The sequence below is a fragment of the Enterobacter sp. C6 genome, from assembly GCF_008122455.1.
GTDB lineage: Bacteria > Pseudomonadota > Gammaproteobacteria > Enterobacterales > Enterobacteriaceae > Enterobacter > Enterobacter pseudoroggenkampii.
In genome coordinates this window covers 52,524-72,181 of the sequence record NZ_QPFW01000244.1, presented here as the reverse complement: position 1 = coordinate 72,181, position 19,658 = coordinate 52,524, and the positions used below count along the sequence as shown (strand labels likewise).

Here is a 19,658-nt window from a genome sequence, read left to right as displayed (position 1 = left end):
CAACGTGACGTTGTGAATATATCAATTTCCGCAATAAATTTCCTGTTGTAATGTGGGTACATTCTCGCTGAAACGCGAACCGAACAATAAGACACACAACATCACGAGGTATCACCCATGGCTAACTACTTTAATACACTGAACTTGCGCCAGCAGCTGGCGCAGCTGGGCAAATGCCGCTTCATGGCGCGCGACGAATTTGCCGATGGCGCGAGCTACCTTCAGGGTAAAAAAGTGGTCATCGTCGGCTGTGGCGCACAGGGTCTGAACCAGGGCCTGAACATGCGTGACTCCGGTCTGGATATCTCCTACGCCCTGCGTAAAGAAGCGATTGCCGAGAAGCGTGCTTCCTGGCGTAAAGCGACCGAAAACGGCTTCAAAGTGGGTACCTACGAAGAGCTGATCCCGCAGGCGGATCTGGTGGTTAACCTGACCCCGGACAAACAGCACTCAGACGTTGTGCGTTCCGTACAGCCGCTGATGAAAGACGGTGCCGCGCTGGGTTACTCCCACGGCTTCAACATCGTTGAAGTGGGCGAGCAGATCCGTAAAGACATCACCGTAGTGATGGTGGCACCGAAGTGTCCGGGTACGGAAGTACGCGAAGAATACAAGCGTGGCTTCGGCGTGCCGACGCTTATCGCAGTTCACCCGGAAAACGATCCGAAAGGCGAAGGCATGGCGATTGCCAAAGCATGGGCAGCGGCGACCGGCGGCCACCGTGCGGGCGTTCTGGAATCGTCCTTCGTTGCGGAAGTGAAATCTGACCTGATGGGCGAGCAGACCATTCTGTGCGGCATGCTGCAGGCCGGTTCTCTGCTGTGCTTCGACAAGCTGGTGGAAGAGGGTACCGACCCGGCCTACGCGGAAAAACTGATTCAGTTCGGCTGGGAAACCATCACCGAAGCGCTGAAGCAGGGCGGTATTACGCTGATGATGGACCGTCTGTCCAACCCGGCAAAACTGCGTGCTTACGCGCTGTCTGAACAGCTGAAAACCATCATGGCGCCGCTGTTCCAGAAACACATGGACGACATCATCTCCGGCGAGTTCTCTTCCGGTATGATGGCGGACTGGGCGAACGACGATAAGAAACTGCTGACCTGGCGTGAAGAGACCGGTAAAACCGCGTTCGAAACCGCGCCGCAGTTTGAAGGTAAAATCGGCGAGCAGGAGTACTTCGATAAAGGCGTCCTGATGATCGCGATGGTGAAAGCGGGCGTTGAGCTGGCGTTCGAAACCATGGTGGATTCCGGCATCATCGAAGAGTCTGCGTACTACGAATCACTGCACGAGCTGCCGCTGATTGCGAACACCATCGCCCGTAAGCGTCTGTACGAAATGAACGTGGTGATCTCTGATACCGCAGAATACGGTAACTACCTGTTCTCTTACGCCTGCGTACCGCTGCTGAAAGAGTTTATGACCACTCTGCAGACGGGCGATCTGGGTAAAGCGATTGCGGAAGGTGCTGTGGACAACGCGCAGCTGCGCGACGTGAACGAAGCGATTCGCAGCCACCAGATCGAGAAAGTGGGTCACAAACTGCGTGGCTACATGACCGATATGAAGCGTATCGCGGTAGCGGGCTAACAATCTTGTCGGGTGGCGCTTCGCTTACCCGACCTACAAAACCGTAAGATGTAGGCCGGGTAAGGCGCAGCCGCCACCCGGCTTTTTTATTTGCGATACAGCACTTTAATCACGTGGTAGCCGAACTGCGTGTGCAGCGGGCCGGTTGGCTCCAGCACCGGGCAGGAGAAGACCACTTTATCGAACGCCGGTACCATCTGACCCTGGCGGAATTCACCCAGATCGCCGCCGCGTTTGCCTGACGGACAGATGGAGTGCTTCTTCGCCAGCTTGCCGAAGTCGGCGCCGTTTTTGATCTGCTCCAGAAGATCTAAAGCCAGTTTCTCTTCTTTAACAAGAATATGCAGTGCTGCTGCTGTTTTTGCCATGATCGTGCCTTGAATAGGTTGAGATAAATCGGGGCGCAATATACCACGCGTCAGCGGCGATAAAGCACCTTAATGATATGGTAGCCAAATTTGGTTTTTACCGGGCCGTAGGGCTTCAGAAGCGGGCAGCTAAAGACCGTCTGATCGAACGGGCCGACCATTGCACCTTGTTGAAACTCCCCAAGATCGCCGCCATTGCGCCCGGACGGGCATTTAGAGTAACGCTTCGCCAGATGATCAAAGCTGATGCCGCGCTCCAGCTTGGCCAGGATCTCCTGAGCCAGTTTCTCTTCTTTTACCAGAATATGCAGGGCTGCTGCGGTCTTTTTCATGGTTCTGCTCTACGGGTTAAACGCGATTTCTCCACTTTATCATTAGCCGGTAAATCTGCGCCCGGCTTTCTGCTACAATCCACACCCCGTTCGAAGATTGAGCAATACTCCCATGCGTTTAAACCCTGGACAACAACAAGCGGTCGAATTCGTTACTGGACCATGCCTGGTGCTGGCAGGGGCCGGTTCGGGTAAAACCCGCGTGATCACCAACAAAATCGCCCATCTGATCCACAACTGCGGGTATCAGGCGCGACACATTGCGGCGGTCACCTTTACCAATAAAGCGGCGCGCGAGATGAAAGAGCGTGTCGGTCAGACGCTGGGCCGTAAAGAGGCGCGCGGCCTGATGATCTCCACCTTCCACACGCTGGGGCTGGATATCATCAAACGCGAGTATGCGGCGCTGGGAATGAAGTCCAACTTCTCGCTCTTCGATGACACCGATCAGGTGGCGCTGCTCAAAGAGCTCACCGAGGGGCTGATCGAAGATGATAAAGTGCTGTTGCAGCAGCTGATCTCGACGATCTCGAACTGGAAAAACGATCTGATGACGCCGGCCCAGGCCGCGGCGATCGCCAAAGGCGAACGGGATCGCATCTTCGCCCACTGCTACGGTCTGTACGATGCACATATGAAAGCGTGCAACGTGCTGGACTTCGACGACCTGATCCTGCTGCCGACGCTGCTGCTGCAGCGCAATGAAGAGGTGCGCGAGCGCTGGCAGAACAAAATCCGTTACCTGCTGGTGGATGAGTATCAGGACACCAACACCAGCCAGTACGAGCTGGTGAAGCTGCTGGTGGGGCAGCGCGCGCGTTTCACCGTGGTCGGCGATGATGACCAGTCAATTTACTCCTGGCGCGGCGCGCGCCCGCAAAACCTGGTGCTGCTGAGCAAAGATTTCCCCGCCCTGCAGGTAATTAAGCTGGAACAGAACTATCGCTCCTCCGGGCGTATCCTGAAAGCAGCTAACATCCTGATTGCCAATAACCCGCACGTGTTTGAGAAGCGTCTCTTCTCCGAACTGGGCTACGGTACGGAGCTGAAAGTGCTCAGCGCCAACAATGAGGATCATGAAGCGGAGCGCGTGACGGGCGAACTCATCGCCCACCACTTCGTCAACAAAACTGAATATAAGGATTACGCGATCCTCTATCGCGGCAATCACCAGTCGCGTGTCTTTGAAAAGATGCTGATGCAGAACCGCATTCCGTACAAAATCTCGGGCGGCACGTCGTTCTTCTCACGACCAGAAATCAAAGATCTGCTGGCCTACCTGCGCGTACTCACGAACCCGGATGACGACAGCGCGTTTCTGCGCATCGTGAATACGCCAAAACGCGAGATTGGCCCGGCGACGCTGCAAAAGCTCGGCGAGTGGGCGATGACCCGCAACAAAAGTATGTTTACTGCCAGCTTCGACATGGGGCTGAGCCAGACGTTAACCGGACGCGGGTATGACTCGTTAACCCGCTTCACCCACTGGCTTGGCGAAGTGCAGCGTCTCGCGGAGCGCGAGCCGGTGGCGGCGGTGCGCGATCTTATTCACGGCATCGACTATGAGTCCTGGCTGTACGAAACTTCGGCCAGCCCGAAAGCGGCTGAGATGCGCATGAAGAACGTTAACCAGCTCTTCAGCTGGATGACCGAAATGCTGGAGGGCTCCGAAATCGACGAGCCGATGACCCTGACGCAGGTGGTCACCCGCTTTACCCTGCGCGACATGATGGAGCGGGGCGAGAGCGAAGAAGAGGCCGATCAGGTTCAGCTGATGACGCTGCATGCGTCAAAAGGGCTGGAGTTCCCGTATGTCTATCTGGTCGGTATGGAAGAGGGGTTGTTACCGCATCAGAGCAGCATTGATGAAGACAACGTCGACGAGGAGCGCCGCCTGGCCTACGTGGGGATCACCCGCGCGCAGAAAGAGCTGACGTTCACACTGTGTAAAGAGCGCCGTCAGTATGGCGAACTTGTCCGCCCGGAGCCGAGCCGTTTCCTGCTGGAGCTGCCGCAGGATGACGTGATTTGGGAACAGGAGCGCAAAGTGATTACCGCAGAAGAGCGGATGCACAAGGGGCAGGCTAACGTGGCAAATATCCGCGCCATGCTGGCAAAAGCCAAAGAGAAAGGATAATGATGAGTAGGCCGGGTAAGGCGAAGCCGCCACCCGGCAATGTTCAGCGTATTACTTCACTTCCAGCACCCAGTGCACATAGCTCTGCCACTGGCACTCCTGCTCGATCATCTCTGCCCCAAGCGGGTGACAATCAATCCAGTTCTCCGGTAACGTCAGCGAAAGCTTCTCGTCATCGGCCACCAGATTAATGGCGGGCAGCAAATCATCGCGGCGGCGGCTGGCAAACAGGATCGCCAGACGCAGCAGGCGGCACAGATGCTCGGCCACGCGCGGCGGTACGGCGTTTTGCTGATGCAAAGACGAGAGATCAACGGCATTGGTCTGGTTCAGCAGCAGCGTTGCCAGCAATTTTTTCTGCGCAGGTGTATAGCCCGGTAAATCCAGGTTGCGCACCAGATACGCTGCATGAGCCGGTGCCTGCTTAAAATCAATGCTCAGCCCCACTTCATGTAGCGCACAGGCGCTTAGCAATAAATCCCGGCTCAGAGGATCAAGATCCCAGACGTTAGCGACCTGATCGGCGAAGCGTGACGCCAGCTGCGATACGCGTCCTGCCTGATCGATATCAACCAGAAAACGACGCTGCACGTTGCGCAGGGTACGGCTGCGGATATCCTGATCGACCGACAGATGCAGCATCCCGTAGACCAGACCTTCGCGCAGCGCGCCGCCGGCCAGGGTCATACACTGGATGTTCAGCTCGGTGAAAATAGCGATAAGAATGGCCAGTCCGCTCGGGAAGACCAGCGCGCGCTCCAGCGTCAGGCCTTCAATTTCCAGCTCTTCCAGGCGTCCGCACTGAATGGCGCGTTGTTTCAGCTGCTGAAGTTTGGCAAGCGTAATCCGTTCGTCCATTCCCTGCGCCATCATGATTTCCTGCAGAGCCTGCACGGTACCCGAGGCACCCACGCAGACTTTCCAGCCGTGATAGCGCAGCTCGTCCATCACCGGGCGTAACACTTCGCGCGCGGCGTTCTCTGCCTCTTCGAAGTTCTCTTTACCCAGATTACGATCGGTAAAGTAGCGCTCAAGCCAGGTCACGCAGCCCATCGACAGGCTGAACAGCGACGTTGCCTGCGCGCCGGTGCCGGTCACAAGCTCGGTACTGGCACCGCCGATATCCACTACCAGGCGACGATCGTCACCCCCCGTGGTGTGTGCAACACCCTGATAAATCAGGCGAGCTTCTTCTTCACCGCTGATAACCTGAACCGGACAACCGAGAATTTCCTGCGCTCTGGCAATAAAATCCACGGCGTTAACCGCCAGACGGAGTGTCGCAGTGGCGACCACGGTGATTTGGGCATGCGGGATATCCTGCAGACGCTCGGCAAAGAGTCGCAGACACTGCCAGCCACGTTCCATGGCTTCAGGTGAGAGGTGATTGTCGCTGCTCAGGCCCGCCGCGAGGCGGACCTTGCGCTTAATGCGCGTCAGCGTTTGTATGCTTCCCGCCACCTCGCGCACAACCAGCATATGAAAACTATTCGAACCGAGATCAATTGCCGCATAAAGCGAGGTGGAGCTGAGCATATTTTTTAACCTGAACGACGACGATTACGCGGTGCGCCGCCTGAACGACGCGGACCATTGCCGGAGCGTGGGCGGGTTAGACGCTTAGGCGGCGGCAGTTCGCTTAACAGCGCTTCCGGATTGTATTTGCTCTGCGGAATAGAGTGACCGATATAAGTCTCAATGGCTGGAAGATTCAGCGCATACTCTTCACACGCAAGGCTAATCGAGTGACCGCTTGCGCCCGCACGACCGGTACGACCGATACGGTGTACGTAGTCTTCGCAGTCGTCTGGCAGATCGTAGTTAAAGACGTGCGTCACGGCCGGAATGTGTAAACCACGTGCCGCCACGTCGGTTGCGACCAGAATATCGAGATCGCCACGGGTAAATTCTTCAAGAATGCGCAGGCGTTTTTTCTGCGCCACGTCGCCGGTCAGCAGGCCAACACGGTGACCGTCTGCAGCCAGATGGCCCCAGATGTCTTCACAACGGTGTTTGGTGTTCGCGAAGATAATGGCGCGATCGGGCCATTCTTCTTCGATCAGCGTTTGCAGCAGACGCATTTTCTCTTCATTGGAAGGATAGAAGAGCTCTTCTTTAATGCGGTGACCCGTTTTCTGCTCCGGTTCCACTTCCACGTATTCGGCGTTGTTCATCTGTTCGAACGCCAGTTCGCGCACACGGTAGGAGAGGGTTGCAGAGAACAGCATATTCAGGCGCTGATTGGCCGGAGGCATACGGCGGAACAGCCAGCGGATGTCTTTAATGAAGCCCAGATCGTACATGCGGTCAGCTTCATCGAGCACCACAACCTGGATTGCACCGAGATTAATGTGGTTCTGTTTAGCGTAGTCGATAAGACGGCCGGTGGTACCGATCAGGATATCCACACCGCTTTCCAGCACTTTCAGCTGTTTATCGTAGCCGTCGCCGCCATAGGCCAGTCCAAGCTTAAGGCCGGTAGCCTGCGCCAGGGGTTCAGCGTCTGCATGGATCTGTACCGCCAGTTCTCGCGTCGGGGCCATAATTAGCGCGCGCGGCTGGTTAACTTTGCGGTCTGCAATCGCTGGGTGAGAAAGTAAATAATGAAACGTTGACGTTAAAAACGCCATCGTTTTGCCGGTACCGGTTTGCGCCTGCCCGGCAACATCGCGACCGGCCAGCGTCAGCGGCAGCGCGAGGGCCTGAATGGGCGTGCAGTTATGAAACCCTTTATTTTCAAGGGCTTCAATCACCTTCGGGTGCAGCGCGAAGTCGGAAAACTTCTGTTCTGTTAAATGTGTTTTGCTCATAGTGTGGTAGAATATCAGCTTACTATTGCTTTACGAAAGCGTATCCGGTGAAATAAAGTCAACCTTTAGTTGGTTAATGCGACATCAACACGTCGTTGGTGGAGACAAAACCAACGTACCAGGCTTATTCCTGTGGAGTTATATATGAGCGATAAAATTATTCACCTGACTGACGACAGTTTTGACACGGACGTACTTAAGGCTGACGGGCTGATCCTCGTCGATTTCTGGGCTGAATGGTGTGGTCCTTGCAAAATGATCGCCCCGATTCTGGATGAGATCGCCGACGAATATCAGGGCAAACTGACCGTTGCCAAGCTGAACATCGACCAGAACCCGGGCACCGCACCAAAATACGGTATCCGTGGCATTCCGACCCTGCTGCTGTTCAAAAACGGCGAAGTGGCGGCGACCAAAGTGGGCGCGCTGTCCAAAGGTCAACTGAAAGAGTTCCTGGACGCTAACCTGGCGTAAGGTTTCTCCGCTGTGCGTTCAGAGCTCCCGGCTAAATGATGTGGAACTCTGGACGCCCGGCTGAAGTCGTGCTAAGTTAGCTATGACTTCGTTTTAAACATATCTTGTTGTTTGAATCTTGTTTTACCCGATACTTCCCGTTGTTGACATGAACAGTGCGTGAAGTGGCTAAATTCCGGGCTTGTCACTCAATCCGTCTTGTCGTTTCAGTTCTGCGTTCTTTCCCTGTGACCAGACAGCGAACAGACATGAGTTGATGGCCGCTAAACAGGCATGGATGACCCTGCCATACCATTCACAACATTAAGTTCGAGAATCACCCCGAGTTTAAGAACCCACACCATTATGAATCTTACCGAATTAAAGAATACGCCGGTTTCTGAGCTGATCACTCTCGGCGAAAATATGGGGCTGGAAAACCAGGCTCGTATGCGCAAGCAGGACATCATTTTCGCCATCCTGAAGCAGCACGCTAAGAGTGGCGAAGATATCTTTGGCGACGGTGTGCTGGAGATATTGCAAGACGGATTTGGTTTCCTCCGCTCTGCAGACAGCTCCTACCTCGCCGGCCCTGACGACATCTACGTATCCCCCAGCCAAATCCGCCGTTTCAACCTCCGCACTGGTGACACCATTTCAGGTAAGATTCGTCCTCCTAAAGAGGGCGAACGCTACTTTGCGCTGTTGAAAGTCAATGAAGTTAACTTCGACAAACCAGAAAACTCGCGTAATAAGATCCTCTTTGAGAACTTAACGCCGCTGCACGCGAACTCTCGCCTGCGCATGGAGCGTGGTAACGGTTCTACCGAAGACTTAACCGCACGTGTTCTGGATCTGGCATCACCTATTGGTCGCGGCCAGCGTGGTCTGATTGTGGCGCCGCCAAAAGCGGGTAAAACCATGCTGCTGCAGAACATCGCGCAGAGCATCGCCTATAACCACCCAGACTGTGTGCTGATGGTGCTGCTGATTGACGAACGTCCGGAAGAAGTGACCGAGATGCAGCGTCTGGTTAAAGGTGAAGTGGTTGCTTCAACCTTCGATGAGCCAGCCTCTCGCCACGTTCAGGTTGCGGAAATGGTTATCGAGAAGGCAAAACGCCTGGTTGAGCACAAGAAAGACGTGATCATCCTGCTCGACTCCATCACCCGTCTGGCGCGTGCCTATAACACCGTGGTGCCAGCGTCTGGTAAAGTGCTGACCGGTGGTGTGGATGCTAACGCCCTGCATCGTCCGAAACGCTTCTTCGGTGCTGCACGTAACGTGGAAGAGGGCGGCAGCCTGACCATCATCGCGACGGCGCTGATCGATACCGGTTCCAAAATGGACGAAGTGATTTACGAAGAGTTTAAAGGTACAGGCAACATGGAACTGCACCTCTCTCGTAAGATCGCTGAAAAACGCGTCTTCCCGGCTATCGACTACAACCGTTCCGGTACCCGTAAAGAAGAGCTGCTCACCACTCAGGAAGAGCTGCAGAAAATGTGGATCCTGCGCAAAATCATCCATCCAATGGGTGAAATCGACGCGATGGAATTCCTCATTAACAAATTGGCGATGACCAAAACCAACGACGATTTCTTCGACATGATGAAACGCTCGTAACGCAAATAAAGCCAGCGAACGCCACGTTTTTACGTGGCGTTTTTCTTTTATGGACTATACGCTAGTACCACCTACTCCCAATTTTGACCGGTCAGTGCGACAATAGGGCCGTTTATGCAGCAAAAGAAATAATTGATTGAAAAATATACAAAGGGAGTTGTAAGAAGCCATCTTTATTACTTCTGAGGCTGTGGCTTCATGGTTATACTTCCGGGACTAACATTTGTTGAGAGCAATCCATTGTGAATCTATTCACCGCCGTTACTGAACTGATCAGTATTTTTTTATTCACAACCTGTTTTTTGTTCATTGCGCGTAAGGTGGCAAAACGAATAGGGTTGGTGGATAAGCCTAATTTTCGTAAACGCCATCAGGGACTTATTCCTTTAGTCGGCGGGATATCTGTTTACGCAGGAATTTGCTTCACGTTTGGTATTGCCGATTATTATATCCCGCATGCCGCCCTCTACATTGCCTGCGCCGGTGTCCTGGTGTTAGTCGGGGCTCTTGATGACCGGTTTGATATCGCGGTGAAAATACGCGCCACCGTTCAGGCGGGCATTGGCGTGGTGATGATGGTTGTGGGCGGACTGTATCTGCGAAGCCTCGGCTATGTGTTTGGCCCCTGGGAGTTAGTTCTGGGCCCATTTGGCTTCTTCCTGACACTCTTTGCCGTCTGGGCGGCAATCAATGCTTTCAACATGGTGGATGGCATTGACGGCCTGCTCGGTGGGTTGTCATCCGTCTCGTTCGCCGCTATCGGCATTATTTTATGGTTTGATGGCCAGTACAGTCTGGCAATGTGGTGTTTCGCCATGATTGCCGCCATTCTGCCTTATATCCTCTTAAACCTCGGTGTGCTGGGCCGTCGCTATAAAGTCTTTATGGGAGACGCGGGCAGTACGCTGATTGGTTTTACGGTTATCTGGATCCTGCTTGAAACCACTCAGGGCCAGACCCATCCGATAAGCCCTGTAACAGCGCTGTGGATTATTGCCATTCCATTAATGGATATGGTGGCGATTATGTACCGCCGCCTGCGCAAAGGAATGAGTCCTTTCTCTCCCGACCGCCAACACATTCATCATCTCATCATGCGTGCGGGTTTTACATCTCGTCAGGCGTTTGTACTGATTACGCTGGCCGCCGCTATTTTAGCCGCGATTGGTGTAGCTGCAGAATATTCCCATATTATTCCTGAGTGGGTTATGTTGGCATTATTCTTGCTGGCATTTTTCCTGTACGGCTACTGCATTAAGCGCGCATGGAAAGTGGCGCGATTTATTAAACGTCTTAAACGCAGGATGCGTCGTAACAGTGGCAAAAATACAACATTAACTAAGTAAAACCGGGACTATGATGACTCAACCGTTGGCGGGAGCGAAATCAGTGGTAACTGAGAATGAACTGGATATTCGGGGTTTGTTTCGCGTGTTATGGGCAGGCAAACTTTGGATTGCCGGGATCGCGCTGGGGTTTGCACTGTTAGCGCTGGCCTATACATTCTTTGCAAAACAAGAGTGGAGCGCCACGGCAATCACGGACAAACCAACGGTTAACATGCTCGGGGGATACTATTCCCAGCAGCAATTCCTGCGAAATCTGGATATCAAAGCCAATCTTGCAACGCCAGACCAGGCCTCCGTTATGGATGAAGCCTATAAAGAGTTTGTGATGCAGCTGGCTTCATGGGATACCCGCCGCGATTTCTGGTCCCAGACGGATTACTACAAGCAGCGTCGGGTTGATAACACCAAAGCCGATGCCGCCCTGCTGGACGATCTGATTAACAATATCCAGTTTATGCCGGGCGATGCGTTGCGTAACGTGAATGACAGCGTCAAGCTAATTGCAGAAACTGCGCCGGATGCCAACAACCTGTTGCGTCAGTATGTTGCGTTTGCCAGTCAGCGTGCCGCAAGCCATCTTAACGAAGAGCTTAAAGGCGCCTGGGCGGCTCGTACCATCCAGATGAAAGCGCAGGTGAAACGTCAGGAAGAGGTGGCTAAAGCCATTTTTGCTCGTCGTGTACACAATATTGAGCAGGCGCTGAAAATTGCGGAACAGCACAATATTTCCCGTACTGAAACGGACGTACCGGCTGATGAGCTGCCTGATTCAGAGATGTTCCTCCTTGGTCGCCCCATGCTGCAGGCGCGTCTGGAAAACCTGAAGGCCGTTGGCCCTGATTTTGACCTCGATTACGATCAAAATCGCGCGATGCTCAATACGCTTAATGTCGGTCCATCCCTGGACCCGCGTTTTCAGACCTATCGTTATTTGCGAACGCCTGAAGAACCTGTAAAACGCGATAGTCCGCGTCGTGCATTCCTGATGATCATGTGGGGGATTGTAGGCGCACTGACGGGCGCTGGCGTGGCGTTAACGCGTCGTCGCAAAAACTAAGAACGCCGTCTACGATGAAGGCTGCGGCCTTCATCGCCTAATCGAAGAGAATCGATGTGAAAGTACTAACCGTATTTGGCACCAGGCCGGAGGCCATTAAGATGGCACCTCTGGTTCATGCGCTGGCCTGCGATCCTGATATTGAAGCGAAAGTGTGCGTCACGGCCCAGCACCGGGAGATGCTCGATCAGGTTTTAACCCTCTTCTCCATCGTCCCGGATTACGACCTCAATATTATGAAACCGGGGCAAGGGTTAACGGAGATAACCTGTCGCATTCTGCAAGAACTTAAGCCGATCCTGGAGTCATTTAAGCCTGACGTGGTGCTGGTACACGGTGATACCACCACTACCGTGGCGACAAGCCTGGCCGCGTTCTACCAGCGAATTCCCGTGGGACATGTTGAGGCGGGGCTGCGTACCGGCAATCTTTATTCACCGTGGCCGGAAGAGGCCAACCGCACGTTAACGGGCCATCTGGCGATGTACCACTTTGCGCCAACGGAAAACTCTCGTCAGAACCTGCTGCGTGAAAATATCGCCGATAATAAAATCTTTGTGACCGGCAATACGGTCATTGACGCGTTAATTTGGGTACGTGACCGCGTCCTGGCAAATAGCGATCTTCAGAAAGAGCTCGCAGCCCGCTATCCGTTCCTCCACAACGGCAAAAAAACCATTCTGGTCACTGGTCATCGACGCGAAAGCTTTGGCCGGGGTTTTGAGCAAATCTGCCATGCGCTGGCTGAAATCGCCGCGCAGAACGACGATGTGCAAATTGTCTATCCAGTACACCTTAACCCTAACGTCAGCGAGCCGGTCAATCGTATTCTGGGCCACGTCGAAAACGTCCTGCTGATCGAACCGCAGGACTATATGCCGTTTGTCTGGCTGATGAACCATGCCTGGCTGATCCTCACCGATTCCGGCGGAATTCAGGAAGAAGCGCCATCCCTCGGCAAACCGGTACTGGTGATGCGTGAAACGACCGAACGTCCGGAAGCCGTCAAAGCCGGTACGGTGCGTCTGGTCGGCACCAACGCACAGCTGATCGTCGAAGAGGTCACGCGCCTGCTGCACGACGATGAAGCGTATCAGGCGATGAGCCGGGCCCATAATCCGTATGGCGACGGGCAGGCTTGTGGTCGTATTTTGCATGCACTTAAACACAATCGGGTATCGCTATGAGTTTTACTACCATCTCTGTCATTGGTCTTGGCTACATTGGCTTGCCCACCGCGGCGGCGTTTGCCTCTCGTCAAAAACAGGTTGTCGGTGTGGATATCAACGCACGCGCGGTGGAAACCATTAACCGTGGCGAAATTCATATTGTCGAGCCCGATCTTGACCGCGTGGTGAAAGAGGCTGTGGACGGAGGCTTCCTGCGTGCCAGCACGACCCCAGTGGAAGCAGATGCCTACCTGATTGCCGTTCCAACACCCTTTAAAGGTGACCACGAGCCCGACATGGCTTTTGTCGAGGCGGCGGCAAAATCCATCGCACCTGTGCTGAAGAAAGGGGCACTGGTGATCCTGGAATCGACCTCTCCGGTTGGTGCTACCGAGCAGATGGCACAGTGGCTGGCCGACGCGCGCCCTGATTTAAGCTTCCCGCAGCAGGTGGGGGAGCAGGCGGATATCAACATCGCCTACTGTCCGGAGCGCGTGCTGCCGGGCCAGGTCATGGTCGAACTGATTAAAAACGACCGCGTTATTGGCGGTATGACGCCCGTCTGTTCCGAACGTGCCAGCGCGCTGTACAAGATTTTCCTGGAAGGTGAGTGTGTGGTGACCAACTCCCGCACCGCCGAGATGTGCAAGCTGACGGAAAACAGCTTCCGCGACGTCAATATCGCTTTTGCGAACGAACTGTCGCTGATCTGCGCCGATCAGGGGATTAACGTCTGGGAGCTGATTAGCCTGGCGAATCGCCATCCGCGTGTAAACATTCTCCAGCCAGGCCCGGGAGTAGGCGGACACTGTATCGCCGTCGATCCGTGGTTTATCGTGGCGCAGAATCCGGCGCAGGCGCGTCTGATTCGCACCGCGCGTGAAGTGAACGACAGCAAGCCTCACTGGGTGCTCAATCAGGTTAAAGCGACGGTAGCGGATTGTCTGGCAGAGAGCGGCAAGCGCGCCAGCGAGCTGAAAATTGCCTGTTTTGGTCTGGCATTTAAACCCAATATTGACGATCTGCGTGAAAGCCCGGCGATGGAAATTGCCGAGATGATTGCCGAATGGCACAAGGGCGAAACGCTGGTGGTTGAGCCGAATATCCATGAATTACCGGCAAAACTGGCGGGACACTGCGCGCTGACGGCGCTGGACGACGCGCTGGCGGCGGCGGACGTGCTGGTGCTGCTGGTGGATCATAAAGAGTTTAAAGCGACGTCCGGCGATGCCGTTCGTCAGCAGTATATTGTGGATACCAAAGGTGTCTGGCGTTGAAAAGCCTGAATGGGGTACTCGAGTCCCTGCAGTGGGAGAGTGCTTTTTTCGGCCTGCCGTCGGCCATCGTGCGTCTGCGCGATGACGCGCCGGTACTGGCTGAATCGGATTTTATCGCCTGGCAACGAGTGCAGGCGAAGATCCCGGCGGAGCGCGTCGATCTGCTTGACGCGCTCCAGCAGCACGGCTTTCAGCTGGTTGAAGGTGAGGTCGATCTTTCCATTACCCTCACCCGGCACGATGCGTCCGGCGCGGAAATTGCAACGGAACAGGATATCCCCGTGCTGCGTCGGATGGCGGCCCGGGCGTTTGCGCAGAGCCGCTTTCGTGCGCCCTGGTATGCACCTGACGATAGCGGGCGTTTCTATGCCCAGTGGATAGAGAATGCCGTCAAAGGCACCTTTGACCACGTCTGCCTGGTTTTCCGTGCAGGGGACGGTCAAATCCAGGGGTTCGTCTCGCTGCGTAAGCTCAACGAGCGCGAGGCGCGTATCGGCTTATTAGCCGGGCGCGGCATGGGTGAGAAACTCATGCAGGCGGCGCTGCACTGGGCGCAGCAGCAACAGCTTGTGACGCTGCGGGTCGCGACCCAACTGGGCAACACCGCCGCGCTTAAACGTTATATTGCGAGTGGTGCCAACATCGACGCCACCGCCTACTGGTTATACAGGTGACAAGATGATTCCATTTAACGCACCACCCGTCGTCGGAACTGAACTCGACTATATGCAGTCTGCCATGGGCAGCGGCAAACTCTGCGGTGACGGTGGTTTTACCCGTCGCTGTCAGCAGTGGATGGAACAGCGTTTTCGCAGCGCCAAAGTGCTGCTGACCCCGTCCTGTACGGCATCGCTGGAAATGGCGGCGCTGCTGCTGGATATCCAGCCCGGCGATGAAGTGATCATGCCGAGCTATACCTTCGTTTCCACCGCGAACGCGTTTGTTCTGCGCGGGGCGAAAATCGTCTTTGTGGATATCCGCCCGGATACCATGAACATTGATGAGACGCTGATTGAAGCGGCGATCACTGACAAAACGCGCGCGATCGTGCCGGTTCACTACGCGGGCGTGGCCTGTGAAATGGACACCATCATGGCCATCGCCAAAAAACATGATCTGTTTGTGGTGGAAGATGCCGCGCAGGGCGTGATGTCTACCTACAAGGGACGCGCGCTGGGTACCATCGGCCACATCGGCTGCTTTAGCTTCCACGAAACCAAAAACTACACGGCAGGCGGAGAAGGTGGCGCGACGCTGATTAACGACCGGGCGCTCGTGGAGCGTGCGGAAGTGATCCGCGAAAAAGGCACCAACCGCAGCCAGTTCTTCCGCGGGCAGGTGGACAAATACACCTGGCGCGATATTGGTTCAAGCTATCTGATGGCGGATCTGCAGGCGGCGTACCTGTGGGCGCAGCTGGAAGCGGCGGAACGTATCAACCTGCAGCGTCTCTCCCTGTGGCAAACCTATTACGATGCCCTTGAGCCTCTGGCCAAAGCCGGGCGTATTGAGCTGCCAACCATTCCGGCTGATTGCGTCCACAACGCGCACATGTTCTACATCAAGCTGCGCGATAACGACGACCGCAGCCAGCTCATTGCCTGGCTAAAAGAGGCCGAAATTATGGCGGTATTCCACTATATCCCGCTGCACTCCAGCCCGGCGGGCGAAACGTTTGGGGTGTTCGCGGGTGAAGACCGTTACACCACCAAAGAAAGTGAGCGTTTGCTTCGTCTGCCACTGTTCTACAACCTCGCGCCAGTTAACCAGCGTACGGTGATTAATACCCTTCTGAGTTATTTCGGCTGATATGTCTCTGGCAAAAGCATCGGTGTGGACCGCCGCGTCCACGCTTGTAAAAATTGGCGCCGGGCTGCTGGTCGTCAAGCTGCTGGCCGTCTCATTTGGCCCCTCTGGTGTGGGACTAGCGGGTAATTTCCGCCAGCTAGTCACCGTCCTTGGGGTGCTGGCCGGTGCCGGTATTTTTAACGGCGTGACCAAATACGTTGCGCAGTACCATGATGATGCGGCTCAGCTTCGCAGAGTCGTGGGCACCTCTTCGGCGATGGTCACGGGTTTTTCGACCCTGATGGCAATTATCTTTCTGCTGGCGGCGGCCCCTATCAGCCAGGGCTTGTTCGGGCACACCCATTACCAGGGGCTGGTGCGTCTGGTGGCGTTGGTTCAGATGGGCATTGCCTGGGCTAACCTGCTGCTGGCGCTGATGAAAGGGTTTCGTGATGCTGCTGGGAACGCGCTTGCCTTAATCCTGGGCAGCGTCATCGGCGTGATTGCCTACTATTTCTGCTATCGCCTGGGAGGCTATGAAGGCGCGCTGCTTGGGCTGGCGCTGGTCCCGGCTCTGGTTGTTGTGCCTGCGGCGCTTATGCTGATGCGTCGGGGCGTCATCCCGCTGAGCTACCTGAAACCGCAATGGGATAAAGTGCTTGCCAGTCAGCTGGGTAAATTTACCCTGATGGCGCTCATCACCTCCGTCACTCTGCCGGTGGCCTACGTGATGATGCGAAACCTGCTGGCGGCGCATTATAGCTGGGATGAAGTGGGGATCTGGCAGGGCGTAAGCAGCATTTCCGACGCCTACCTCCAGTTTATTACGGCTTCCTTTAGCGTTTATTTGTTGCCAACATTATCGCGTCTGACGTCCAGGCAGGATATTACCCGCGAGATTTTCCGATCGCTGCGCTTTGTGTTGCCGGCGGTTGCAGCTGCCAGCTTGACCGTCTGGTTATTGCGTGATGTCGCCATCTGGCTGCTGTTCTCGGCAAAGTTCACCGCCATGCGCGATCTGTTTGCCTGGCAACTGGTCGGCGATGTGCTGAAAGTGGGTGCTTACGTTTTCGGCTATCTGGTGATTGCAAAAGCGTCCCTGCGGCTGTATATCCTGGCGGAAATTAGCCAGTTTGCATTGCTGACAGCATTTTCACACTGGCTGATACCCGCGCACGGTGCGCTGGGGGCGGCTCAGGCCTACATGGCAACCTATATCGTTTATTTCGCCGCCTGTTGCGGCGTATTTTTATTGTGGCGTAAACGCGCATGACTGCACTGATTCACATCCTGGGATCGGATATCCCACACCATAACCAGACCGTTTTGCGGTTCTTCAACGACGAGCTGGCATCAGGTAATCCTGATGCGCGTGAGTTTATGGTTGCAGGTCAGGATAAGGGCCTGAGCGCAGCATTTCCGGCGCTCGCTATTCGCTTCTGGCCGGATAAGGCCTCGCTGGCGAAGGCGGTTGTTGCCAGAGCGAAAGCGGACCGCGAGCAACGTTTCTTTTTCCACGGGCAGTTTAATACAGGCCTGTGGCTGGCGCTTCTCAGCGGGGGGATTAAACCCTCCCAGTGCAGCTGGCATATCTGGGGAGCCGATCTCTACGAAGTCTCCCGCGGCTGGAAATTCCGTCTTTTCTATCCGCTGCGCCGCATGGCGCAGGGGCGCGTGGGCTGTGTGTTTGCCACCCGTGGCGATCTCAACTATTTTGCTAAACAGCACCCGAGCGTGCGCGGAGAACTCCTCTATTTCCCCACCCGCATGGATCCGGCGCTGAACGCCATGGCGAATGACACGGTGCGTGAAGGCAAGCTAACGATCCTGGTGGGGAATTCCGGCGATCGCAGTAACGAACACACCGCGGCGCTCAGGGCGGTGCATCAGCAGTTTGGCGACACGGTGAACGTGGTGGTGCCGATGGGCTATCCCGCCAACAACGACGCCTATATTGATGAGGTTCGTCAACAGGGACTTGCGCTGTTTAGCGCAGAAAATCTGCACATCCTTAGCGATAAGCTGGAATTTGATGAATATCTTGCGCTGCTGAGAAAATGCGATCTTGGCTATTTCATCTTTGCCCGACAGCAGGGAATCGGCACGCTGTGTCTGCTGATTCAGGCGGGGGTACCGTGCGTGCTCAACCGCGACAACCCGTTCTGGCAGGACATGGCCGAGCAGCATATTCCGGTGCTGTTTACCTCAGACACGCTGAATGTCGAGGTGGTACGGGAAGCTCAACGCCAGCTCACGCTGGTGGATAAAAATAGCATCGATTTTTTCAGCCCGAATTACCTCACGCCGTGGCACCGTGCGCTGCGTATCGCGTCAGGAGACAAAGCATGAGTCAGTTGCAATTCAGCGGGTTACTGGTTGTCTGGCTTCTGAGCACCCTGTTTATCGCCACGCTTACCTGGTTTGAATTCCGCCGGGTACGCTTCAACTTTAACGTATTCTTCTCGTTACTGTTTCTGCTGACCTTCTTTTTCGGCTTCCCGCTCACCAGCATTCTGGTCTTCCGTTTTGACGTGAGCGTCGCGCCGCCGGAAATCCTGCTCCAGGCGCTTCTGGCGGCGACCTGTTTCTATGCGGTCTACTACGTTACCTATAAAACGCGTCTGCGTTCAGCGCAGGCTACAGCCCCGCGTCGGGCGCTTTTTACCATGAATCGGGTGGAGACCCACCTGACGTGGGTGATGCTGATGACCATCGCCCTGGTCAGCGTCGGTATCTTCTTCATGCATAACGGCTTCCTGCTGTTTAAGCTCCACTCCTACAGCCAGATTTTTTCGGCCGAAGTCTCGGGCGTGGCGCTTAAGCGTTTCTTCTACTTCTTCATTCCGGCGATGCTGGTGATCTTTTTCCTGCGTCAGGACAGCAAAGCGTGGCTGTTCTTCCTGGTCAGCACCGTCGCGTTTGGCATCCTGACCTACATGATTGTGGGCGGTACGCGCGCGAACATTATTATCGCCTTCGCCATCTTCCTGTTTATCGGCATCATTCGCGGCTGGATCTCGCTGTGGATGCTGGTTGCGGCAGGGGTGTTTGGCATAGTGGGGATGTTCTGGCTCGCGCTGAAGCGTTACGGGATGAACGTGGCGGGAGATGAGGCGTTTTACACGTTCCTCTACCTGACGCGCGATACGTTCTCGCCGTGGGAAAACCTGGCATTGCTGCTGCAAAACTACGACAAGATTGATTTCCAGGGGCTGGCGCCAATTGTTCGCGACTTCTACGTCTTTATCCCTTCCTGGCTTTGGCCGGACCGGCCTGGTGTGGTGCTCAATACCGCGAACTATTTTACCTGGGAAGTGCTGAACAACCATTCCGGTCTGGCAATCTCGCCAACGCTGATTGGTTCCCTGGTGGTGATGGGCGGGGCGTGGTTCATTCTGCCCGGGGCGGTTGCCGTGGGGCTGATTATTAAGTGGTTCGACTGGCTTTACGTGCGGGGCAACGAAGAGACCAACCGCTATAAAGCCGCCATTTTGCACAGTTTCTGCTTTGGTGCCATTTTCAATATGATCGTGCTGGCGCGCGAAGGGTTGGATTCATTCGTGTCGCGCGTGGTGTTCTTCATGGTCGTTTTTGGCGTCTGCCTGTTACTGGCCAAACTGCTGTACTGGCTGTTTGACAGCGCAGGGCTTGTGCACAAGCGCGAGCGGCAGGGCAGCACAACGCTGTCGCAAGTCTGAG

17 protein-coding genes are annotated in these 19,658 nt (G+C 55.1%); 13 read left to right on the top strand and 4 right to left on the bottom strand.

The annotated features are described in order from the left end of the window. Positions 1 to 117: 117 nt before the first annotated feature. The gene (gene ilvC, locus DOU50_RS19170; RefSeq protein ID WP_048989373.1) at positions 118 to 1,593 is read left to right on the top strand and encodes a ketol-acid reductoisomerase; all 1,476 of its coding nucleotides are present in this window, start codon (positions 118 to 120) and stop codon (positions 1,591 to 1,593) included. 86 nt (positions 1,594 to 1,679) lie between these two features. Here ilvC and ppiC (DOU50_RS19165) read toward each other — a convergent pair whose 3' ends face one another. Together ppiC (DOU50_RS19165) and ppiC (DOU50_RS19160) are read right to left on the bottom strand one after the other, a co-directional pair. Then, positions 1,680 to 1,961, bottom strand: coding sequence for a peptidylprolyl isomerase PpiC (gene ppiC, locus DOU50_RS19165; RefSeq protein WP_008501570.1), 282 nt, complete (start codon positions 1,959 to 1,961; stop codon positions 1,680 to 1,682). 50 nt (positions 1,962 to 2,011) lie between these two features. After that, on the bottom strand, positions 2,012 to 2,293 hold the full coding sequence (gene ppiC, locus DOU50_RS19160; protein WP_148769923.1) for a peptidylprolyl isomerase PpiC: 282 nt from the start codon (positions 2,291 to 2,293) through the stop codon (positions 2,012 to 2,014). Between the two features lie 112 nt (positions 2,294 to 2,405). Between ppiC (DOU50_RS19160) and rep the strand changes: the two genes are divergently transcribed. After that, complete coding sequence (rep, locus tag DOU50_RS19155; RefSeq protein WP_032646096.1) at positions 2,406 to 4,430, top strand: DNA helicase Rep; 2,025 nt, start codon at positions 2,406 to 2,408, stop codon at positions 4,428 to 4,430. Between the two features lie 51 nt (positions 4,431 to 4,481). Here rep and gppA read toward each other — a convergent pair whose 3' ends face one another. After that, positions 4,482 to 5,966 carry a guanosine-5'-triphosphate,3'-diphosphate diphosphatase gene (gppA, locus tag DOU50_RS19150; RefSeq protein WP_148769921.1) on the bottom strand — a complete coding sequence of 495 codons (1,485 nt, stop codon included), beginning with the start codon at positions 5,964 to 5,966 and terminating at the stop codon, positions 4,482 to 4,484. A gap of 5 nt (positions 5,967 to 5,971) precedes the next feature. Next, the gene (gene rhlB / locus DOU50_RS19145; protein ID WP_021242834.1) at positions 5,972 to 7,240 is read right to left on the bottom strand and encodes an ATP-dependent RNA helicase RhlB; all 1,269 of its coding nucleotides are present in this window, start codon (positions 7,238 to 7,240) and stop codon (positions 5,972 to 5,974) included. Positions 7,241 to 7,384: 144 nt separating this feature from the next. Here rhlB and trxA point away from each other — a divergent pair, with 144 nt between their 5' ends. The 11 genes from trxA (at position 7,385) to wzyE (ending at position 19,657) form a co-directional block, all read left to right on the top strand. Beyond that, positions 7,385 to 7,714, top strand: coding sequence for a thioredoxin TrxA (trxA, locus tag DOU50_RS19140; RefSeq protein ID WP_006179218.1), 330 nt, complete (start codon positions 7,385 to 7,387; stop codon positions 7,712 to 7,714). Between the two features lie 345 nt (positions 7,715 to 8,059). Beyond that, positions 8,060 to 9,319: a transcription termination factor Rho gene (gene rho / locus DOU50_RS19135; protein WP_008501566.1), complete on the top strand. Its 1,260-nt coding sequence runs from the start codon at positions 8,060 to 8,062 to the stop codon at positions 9,317 to 9,319. Between the two features lie 242 nt (positions 9,320 to 9,561). Beyond that, positions 9,562 to 10,665 carry a UDP-N-acetylglucosamine--undecaprenyl-phosphate N-acetylglucosaminephosphotransferase gene (gene wecA / locus DOU50_RS19130; protein ID WP_024907962.1) on the top strand — a complete coding sequence of 368 codons (1,104 nt, stop codon included), beginning with the start codon at positions 9,562 to 9,564 and terminating at the stop codon, positions 10,663 to 10,665. Between the two features lie 13 nt (positions 10,666 to 10,678). Next, a complete protein-coding gene (gene wzzE / locus DOU50_RS19125; protein ID WP_148769919.1) occupies positions 10,679 to 11,725 on the top strand; it encodes an ECA polysaccharide chain length modulation protein in 1,047 nt (348 codons plus the stop codon). A 56-nt stretch (positions 11,726 to 11,781) separates the two neighbouring features. Then, on the top strand, positions 11,782 to 12,912 hold the full coding sequence (gene wecB, locus DOU50_RS19120) for a non-hydrolyzing UDP-N-acetylglucosamine 2-epimerase (RefSeq protein WP_024907964.1): 1,131 nt from the start codon (positions 11,782 to 11,784) through the stop codon (positions 12,910 to 12,912). Then, entirely contained in the window at positions 12,909 to 14,171 is a 1,263-nt protein-coding gene (gene wecC, locus DOU50_RS19115; protein ID WP_148769917.1) for a UDP-N-acetyl-D-mannosamine dehydrogenase, read from the top strand. Before wecB ends, wecC begins: the two co-directional genes overlap by 4 nt. Then, positions 14,168 to 14,845 (top strand): dTDP-4-amino-4,6-dideoxy-D-galactose acyltransferase, encoded by a 678-nt coding sequence (rffC, locus tag DOU50_RS19110; RefSeq protein ID WP_090420906.1) that lies wholly within the window; start codon positions 14,168 to 14,170, stop codon positions 14,843 to 14,845. Before wecC ends, rffC begins: the two co-directional genes overlap by 4 nt. Positions 14,846 to 14,849: 4 nt before the next feature. Further along, a complete protein-coding gene (gene rffA / locus DOU50_RS19105; protein WP_024907967.1) occupies positions 14,850 to 15,980 on the top strand; it encodes a dTDP-4-amino-4,6-dideoxygalactose transaminase in 1,131 nt (376 codons plus the stop codon). A gap of 1 nt (position 15,981) precedes the next feature. Next, the gene (gene wzxE, locus DOU50_RS19100) at positions 15,982 to 17,232 is read left to right on the top strand and encodes a lipid III flippase WzxE (RefSeq protein ID WP_148769915.1); all 1,251 of its coding nucleotides are present in this window, start codon (positions 15,982 to 15,984) and stop codon (positions 17,230 to 17,232) included. Continuing rightward, the gene (locus tag DOU50_RS19095) at positions 17,229 to 18,308 is read left to right on the top strand and encodes a TDP-N-acetylfucosamine:lipid II N-acetylfucosaminyltransferase (protein ID WP_024907969.1); all 1,080 of its coding nucleotides are present in this window, start codon (positions 17,229 to 17,231) and stop codon (positions 18,306 to 18,308) included. The genes wzxE and DOU50_RS19095 overlap by 4 nt, the downstream gene beginning before the upstream one ends. Then, positions 18,305 to 19,657 (top strand): ECA oligosaccharide polymerase, encoded by a 1,353-nt coding sequence (wzyE, locus tag DOU50_RS19090; protein WP_048989608.1) that lies wholly within the window; start codon positions 18,305 to 18,307, stop codon positions 19,655 to 19,657. Before DOU50_RS19095 ends, wzyE begins: the two co-directional genes overlap by 4 nt. Position 19,658: the final 1 nt, after the last annotated feature.